This is a genomic window from Pseudomonas sp. DW-iso17 (assembly GCF_058725345.1).
Window position 1 is genome coordinate 1 of sequence record NZ_JBZXEA010000040.1, and the last position, 6,301, is coordinate 6,301.

Consider the following 6,301-nt stretch of genomic DNA (forward strand, 5'->3'; position numbering starts at 1 on the left):
GCGCTGATTTTTTGTGGGCAATGCATGACTAGTGTGGGAGCTGGCTTGCCTGCGAAAGCGGTGGCTCAGTTGAATATTCAGTGACTGACACACCGCCTTCGCGGGCAAGCCCGCTCCCACAGGGGATCTGTGCCAGGCGCTGATTTTGTGGGCAATACATGACCAATGTGGGAGCTGGCTTGCCTGCGAAAGCGGTGGTCCGGTTGAAGATTCAGTGACTGACACACCGCCTTCGCGGGCAAGCCCGCTCTCACAGTGGAATGTGTTCAGGCCAGCGCTTTCTCGTGGGGTTCGATCACGCTGTAGCGGTTCGCTGGCACTTCCAGGCCGAGGTTGTCGCGCAATGTTCGGCCGCTGTACTCGGTACGAAACAACCCCCGCTGTTGAAGCACCGGCACCACCCACTCAGTGAAATACTGCAAGCCATCCGGCAGTACCGAATTGATAATGAAACCATCGCTGGCACCGCTCTCGAACCAGGTTTGGATCGCATCCGCGACCTGTTGCGGGGTGCCGACAAAGTCGCGCAGGGGCCGTGAGAAACGCAGGGCTACTTCGCGCAGGGTCAGGCCTTCGTCACGGGCCAGTTGCTTGATACGCTCGGAGCCACCTTTCTGGCTGTTGGCGCCCAGGTCGCCCAGTTCGGGAAAGGGCGCATCCAGCGGGTACTGGCTGAAATCATGGTCGTTGAACGGTCGGCCGAGGGCGACGATGGCGTCCTCCACAGTGACCAGCGCCACGGCTTGCTGGTAGCGGCTTTCCACTTCGGCGGCATCGAGCCCGACAATCGGGCGGATACCCGGCAGGATCGACAGGCTGTCCGGGTCGCGGCCAAAGCCCTTGGCGCGGCGTTTCAAATCGGCGCTGTAGGCCTTGGCCTCGTCGATAGTTTCCACGTGCACAAAAATCGCATCGGCGTTTTCAGCGGCAAAGTTACGCCCATCCTGCGAAGTGCCCGCCTGGAAAATCACCGGTTGGCCCTGGCGCGAACGCGCGATGTTCAGCGGGCCTTTGACCGAGAAGAACTCGCCCTTGTGGTTAAGCGCATGCAACTTGCCTGGGGTGAAGAATTCGCCGCTGTGTTTGTTATAGGCAAAGGCATCGTCCTCCCAGGAATCCCATAGGCCCTTGACCACATTCAAATGCTCCTTGGCGATGCGGTAACGCACGGCGTGGGGCGGGTGTTCGGCCTTGCCGAAATTATCGGCGGTGCCGCTCAGCCACGAGGTGACTACGTTCCAGCCAGCGCGGCCGCCGCTGATGTGGTCCAGGGAGGCGAACTGGCGTGCTACCTGGTAAGGCTCGGTGTAACTGACGGTCACGGTGGCGACCAGGCCGATGTGAGTGGTCAGCGCGGCCAAGGCCGAGAGGATCGTCAGCGGCTCGAAACGGTTGAGGTAATGGGGGCTGGACTTGGGGTGGATATGCAGGCTGTCGGCGATGAACACGAAGTCGAACCGGGCGGCTTCGGCCAGTGCGGTCTGCTGCTTGTAGAAGCCGAAATTGGTGCTGGCGTCGGGTTGTGCCTGCGGGTGGCGCCATTCGCCCCAACCGTGGCCGACACCGTGCACCATGGCACCGAGTTTCAATTGACGTGGCTTGCTCATGTTCTGCTCCTTAGCGCGAGGCTTGTTCGAGGGGGATACGCTTGGCGTTGAAGCTGGAATCGAAGCCCTGGGAGACGTCGATGTGTTTGCTCAGCAGGCCTTCTTTTACATAGGTGTCGGCGGTGGCTTGCAGGCCATGGATCACCGTATCGTCAATCGTGACCGGGGAAAGATGGGTGTCCTTGGCCACTTCGATATGCACGGCCAGTGGCAGGCCAGTGATCTTGGCTTGGGCAGCGGCGTATTGCTCGGGATGGGTATTGGCCCAGGCGTAGGCGCGATCAATGCGGGCGACAAAGTCGTCCAGTTGCACACGTTTGTCGGCAATGGCCTGGCCGGTAGCGGCGAAGTACAGATGATTGCTCAGCAGGTGCTTGCCGCTCACCAGCACGCGAGCATTGCTCTGTGAGGTGACCACGGTGGTGTAAGGGTCCCACGTCGCCCAGGCATCGGCGGTGCCGTTGTCGAGTACCAACCGGGACTCGGCGGGCAGCAGGAAGATGAACTGCACATCCTGGGTGGTCAGCCCGGCATCGTTCAGGGCCTTGATCGCCAGGTAGTGCCCGATGGAGCCGCGCCCGGTGACGATCTTCTTGCCCTTGAGGTCGGCCGCGGTCTTGATCGGTGAATCCTTGGGCACCAGCAGCGCCGTGGTGTTACGGCCTTCGGCATGGATGATGCTGATCACCTTGATCGAGGCACCGGCGCCGAGGGCGAACACATAAGGGGCATCGCCCAGGGCGCCGACATCCACAGCACCGGCATTCAGCGCTTCGCCCAGGGGCGAGGCCGAGGGGAATTCCGACCATTTGATCTCGTAGGGCACGTTCTGGCTTTCGCCCGAGGCTTCCAGCAGCGCCTTGATCGTGGATTTCTGGTTGGCCACGCGCAGCGGTTGCAGGTCGCCAGCCTGGACGGTGGAAAGCAGGCCGAGGGCGAGGGCAGCGCCCAGCAACAGGCGTTTGAATGGAATGGCGTACAGCATGGGAAAAACTCCAGGCGTTAGTTAAAGGAAAGTACCTCCGCCTGGAGAAGGGGTCGGTTGAGCGAAACGATGCAGCGGTGAATCAGATCACGTAGAAGCCATGGGTGCCGTCGCGGGCCAGTTGTTCCACGAGGCCGAACTCCCAATCCAGGTAAGCCTGCATGGCTTCCCGAGGGTTGTCGGTGCCTTCGTAAGGGCGGCGGTAGCGGTCGATACGCGGGGACGCCAGGTGGCTTTCGCCTGACTCAAGGGGCAGTTGCGCTTGGATCCAGCCGGCCGTGCCGTCCTGCAGCAAAAAGACCGGCTTGCCGGTGAGGGCCTCGACTTCCGGCACGGCCAGGCGCGCCAGTTGGCTGCTGCCGCAGGTCAACACATAGCGCTGGGCGCTCGGTACCTTGCTCAGGGCCTCGGGCAGTTGCGCGCGCAGCACCCACCAGGCGCCGGGGATATGACGTTTCACGTAGTTGGCGCTGGCCGTGAAGTCCAGCACCTGCGTGTCGCCATGGCCGAGCCAGTCGGCAAGGGTATGGGGGCTGATCAGTTCGGCCTGGGGCGGCGGCGGTACTGGCGCGACCCATGCGCCGCGCTCGCTGAAGTGCTCCGCTTGCAGGTCATCCAATACGTACACCTGCCAGCCCAACTGGGCCAGCCACGACGCGGACATATTGGCGCGCACACCGTCGTCGTCCACCAGGACCAGGCGCGCACCGCGCACACTGGCAACGTGGTCGGTTTCCTGCACCAGTTGCCCGCCCGGGGTGGCACGGGCGCCCGGCAGGTGGCCGGCTTCGAATTCTTCTACGGTGCGCACATCGAACAGGTAGGTGGTGCGGGTCGCGTCCTGTTGCCAGCGGTGCAGGTCATTGAGCGTCGCACGCTTGACCCCGGCTTTATCGGCAACACCACGTGCCTTTTGGGCGGCGAGCTGGCGATGGTTTTCCGAGGTCGGCGCAAAGCGGCGCGCCTGGCCATGGGCGAGGGTCTGCCCGGCCAAGGTCCAGCCGATGGTGCCGTTGCGCAGGGCTGCCACCGGGTTGGGGAGGCCGGCGTTGATCAACGACTGGGTGCCGATAATGCTGCGGGTGCGCCCGGCGCAATTGACGATGATGCGCGTGGCTGGATCGGGCGCCAGCTCACGGGCGCGCAACACCAACTCGGCCCCCGGCACACTGATGCCGGTGGGGATGCTCATGGTCTGGTATTCGTCGAAACGGCGCGCATCGAGCACCACCACATCGGCCTGGCTGTCGAGCAGGGCCTGGACCTCTTCGGCGGCCAGGGACGGCGTGTGACGCTGGTTCTCCACCAGTTCGCCAAACGCCTTGCTGGGTACATTGACGTCGATAAACAGCTCGCCACCGGCCCGACGCCAACCGTCCAGCCCATCCTCCAGCAGGCTGACCTGGGTGTAGCCCAGTGCAACCAGGTGTTCGGCGGCGCGCTGGGCCAGCCCTTCGCCGTTGTCGTACAGGGTGACCTGGGTATCGCGGCGTGGAATGCGCGCGTACACCTCCAGTTCAAGCTTGGACAAAGGGATATTCGCGGCGAACAGAGGGTGGGCCTCGGCAAAGGGCGCTTCTTCGCGTACGTCGATCAGCGCGACTTCTTCGCGTGCCAACAGGGCCTGGCGAATCTGCGCAAAGCTGCGGGTCGATAGGGTGGTCATAGGGCAGGGCTCTTTTCTTTGGACAGGTCCCAGATGTTCGGGAGATAGGCGTTGGAATAACCGGAGATAAACAGTTTCTCGCTGCCGTCGGGTTGATACACCGCCCGGCGCACCGCGCCGATATTGGCGCCGTATACGTGGATGCTGATGGACACTTGGTCGCCGTGGGCATTGCTGACCTGATGGATATCGCCGACTTTGGGCGACACCGCCTCGACCTGGCCCGGCAGCAATTGCACGGGTTCGCCTTGCGCTACCAGGCTGCCGCCCGGTGCCCGGGCAAACCCCTGGGAAACCTCCGCGCCGCGCAACATACCGATCAGCCCCCACACCCGGTGGTCATGAATCGGCGTGCGTTGCCCTGGCCCCCACACAAAGCTGACCACGCTGAATCGCTGGCGCGAATCGGCATGTAGCAAGAATTGCTGGTAGCGCTCGGGGTCGGGCTGGGCGAATTCGTCGGGCAGCCAATCATCGTGGCTGACCAATTGCGCCAGCAACTTGCCGCCACGGTGCAGCAGGTCGCCTTCACGCGGGTTGCCGTCGATCAATTCCGCCAGGGCGCCTATGAAGGCTCTGAGTCTCTCGGGGTGTCGGGCCTGGGTCATGACCATTCCATCGGGCTGTTGGTGTATTTTTATCTAAGCATAATGTTTGTTTTTAATATGCTATTTTTTAATGATTAGCTTATAGCCGGAGGTAATTTAGAACCGGTTTGAATAGGGTTAGACGTTATTGATCACTGGCTGGGCTATCCAGACCTGTGTGCGGCCACTATGCTTCACGCACATCTTAATGACTGATCTGTATGTGCGGCCCAAATGAAAATTGACGATATCGATGCCTTTGTCGAAGTGATTCGTTGCCAGTCCATCAGCCATGCCGCCGCGTCGTTGCAGCTGACCCAGCCAGCCATCACCCGCCGCGTGCAGAACTTCGAGCAGGCTCTGGGAGTGGAACTGTTCGACCGCAACACCAAGCCCCTCAAGCCAACGCTGATCGGTACGCGTGTCTATGAGCAATGCCGGTTGATCCTGCGCGAGATGGATGCCCTGCGCGAACTGGTGGCCACCGATGCACCGCCTACCGGCGTGCTGCGCCTGGGCGTACCGCAGACCATCGGCGATGTGGTGCTGCTGGACGCACTCAAGCACCTGCGCAGCGAATACGCCGACTTGCGTGCCCAGGTTGCCACCGGCTGGGGCAGCCAATTGGTCGGCAAGATCGAACGCGGCGAACTGGATGCGGCGGTGGCGTTGTTCCCCGCGGGCAAGATCTTCCCGGACAACTTGATCGGTGAGTCCATCGGCAAGATGGAGTTGGTGGTGGTCTGTGCCAAGGCGCAATTGCCGAAGAAGCCTTGCAAGCTGGCGGACGTGTACCAGAGCGGTTGGATTCTCAACCCGGACGGCTGCGGGTTCCGTGCGGGGTTGCAGCGCACCTTGTCTGACCAGGGCCTGGCGCTGCGGGTAAACCTGGAAACCTTTGGCACTGAACTGCAACTGGGCCTGGTGGCCGACGGCCTCGGCCTTGGCCTAGTGCCACGTCCGTTGCTGGAACGCAGTGCTCATCGCGAGCAGTTGGCGGCGATGCCCCTCAAGGACTTCAAGCCGGTGATGGATTTGTGGCTGATCTATCCGCATTTTCTCGGCAACCTGCAAGGGCCGGTGGATGCTTTTGGTCAATGGGTGGCAGACGCTTTGCACAAGATCCGCAGCGCTGCCTGACGCTCTGCCAGCCGACGCTTATCCACCTGACCCCCCGGCGAACCCAATGTGGGAGCTGGCTTGCCTGCGATGACGGCCTGACAGCCGACATTTACCTACCAGACACCCCCGCAATCCAACTGTGGGAGCTGGCTTGCCTGCGATAGCGGCCTGACAGTCGATACAGTTATACCGAGTACATATCCATTCCTGCGGTAACGGCCACTTAGGGTTCCGCTTTTACAGCGGCTCACTTTTGAAAAGCCGGAATGCCGGCCCAGACAAAAGTAAGCAAAACGCTCTTGCCCCACCACTCGGCACCTCGCTTGGGCTCGGT

The 6,301-nt window shown here is 61.9% G+C and carries 5 protein-coding genes; 1 reads left to right on the plus strand and 4 read right to left on the minus strand.

Going from position 1 to position 6,301, the window contains the following annotated elements; translation table 11 throughout:
- Positions 1-266 precede the first annotated feature (266 nt).
- The 4 genes from AC4PS6_RS20895 to AC4PS6_RS20910 form a co-directional block, all read right to left on the minus strand.
- Complete coding sequence (locus tag AC4PS6_RS20895; protein WP_336826264.1) at positions 267-1,607, minus strand: LLM class flavin-dependent oxidoreductase; 1,341 nt, start codon at positions 1,605-1,607, stop codon at positions 267-269.
- Between the two features lie 10 nt (positions 1,608-1,617).
- Positions 1,618-2,592, minus strand: coding sequence for an ABC transporter substrate-binding protein (locus tag AC4PS6_RS20900; RefSeq protein WP_020302880.1), 975 nt, complete (start codon positions 2,590-2,592; stop codon positions 1,618-1,620).
- An 82-nt stretch (positions 2,593-2,674) separates the two neighbouring features.
- Positions 2,675-4,258, minus strand: a complete 1,584-nt coding sequence (locus AC4PS6_RS20905) for a rhodanese-related sulfurtransferase (protein ID WP_020302881.1) — start codon at positions 4,256-4,258, stop codon at positions 2,675-2,677.
- Complete coding sequence (locus AC4PS6_RS20910; protein ID WP_032901907.1) at positions 4,255-4,866, minus strand: cysteine dioxygenase family protein; 612 nt, start codon at positions 4,864-4,866, stop codon at positions 4,255-4,257. The genes AC4PS6_RS20905 and AC4PS6_RS20910 overlap by 4 nt, the downstream gene beginning before the upstream one ends.
- Positions 4,867-5,079: 213 nt before the next feature.
- Between AC4PS6_RS20910 and AC4PS6_RS20915 the strand changes: the two genes are divergently transcribed.
- A complete protein-coding gene (locus AC4PS6_RS20915) occupies positions 5,080-5,985 on the plus strand; it encodes a LysR family transcriptional regulator (protein ID WP_032901906.1) in 906 nt (301 codons plus the stop codon).
- Positions 5,986-6,301 lie beyond the last annotated feature (316 nt).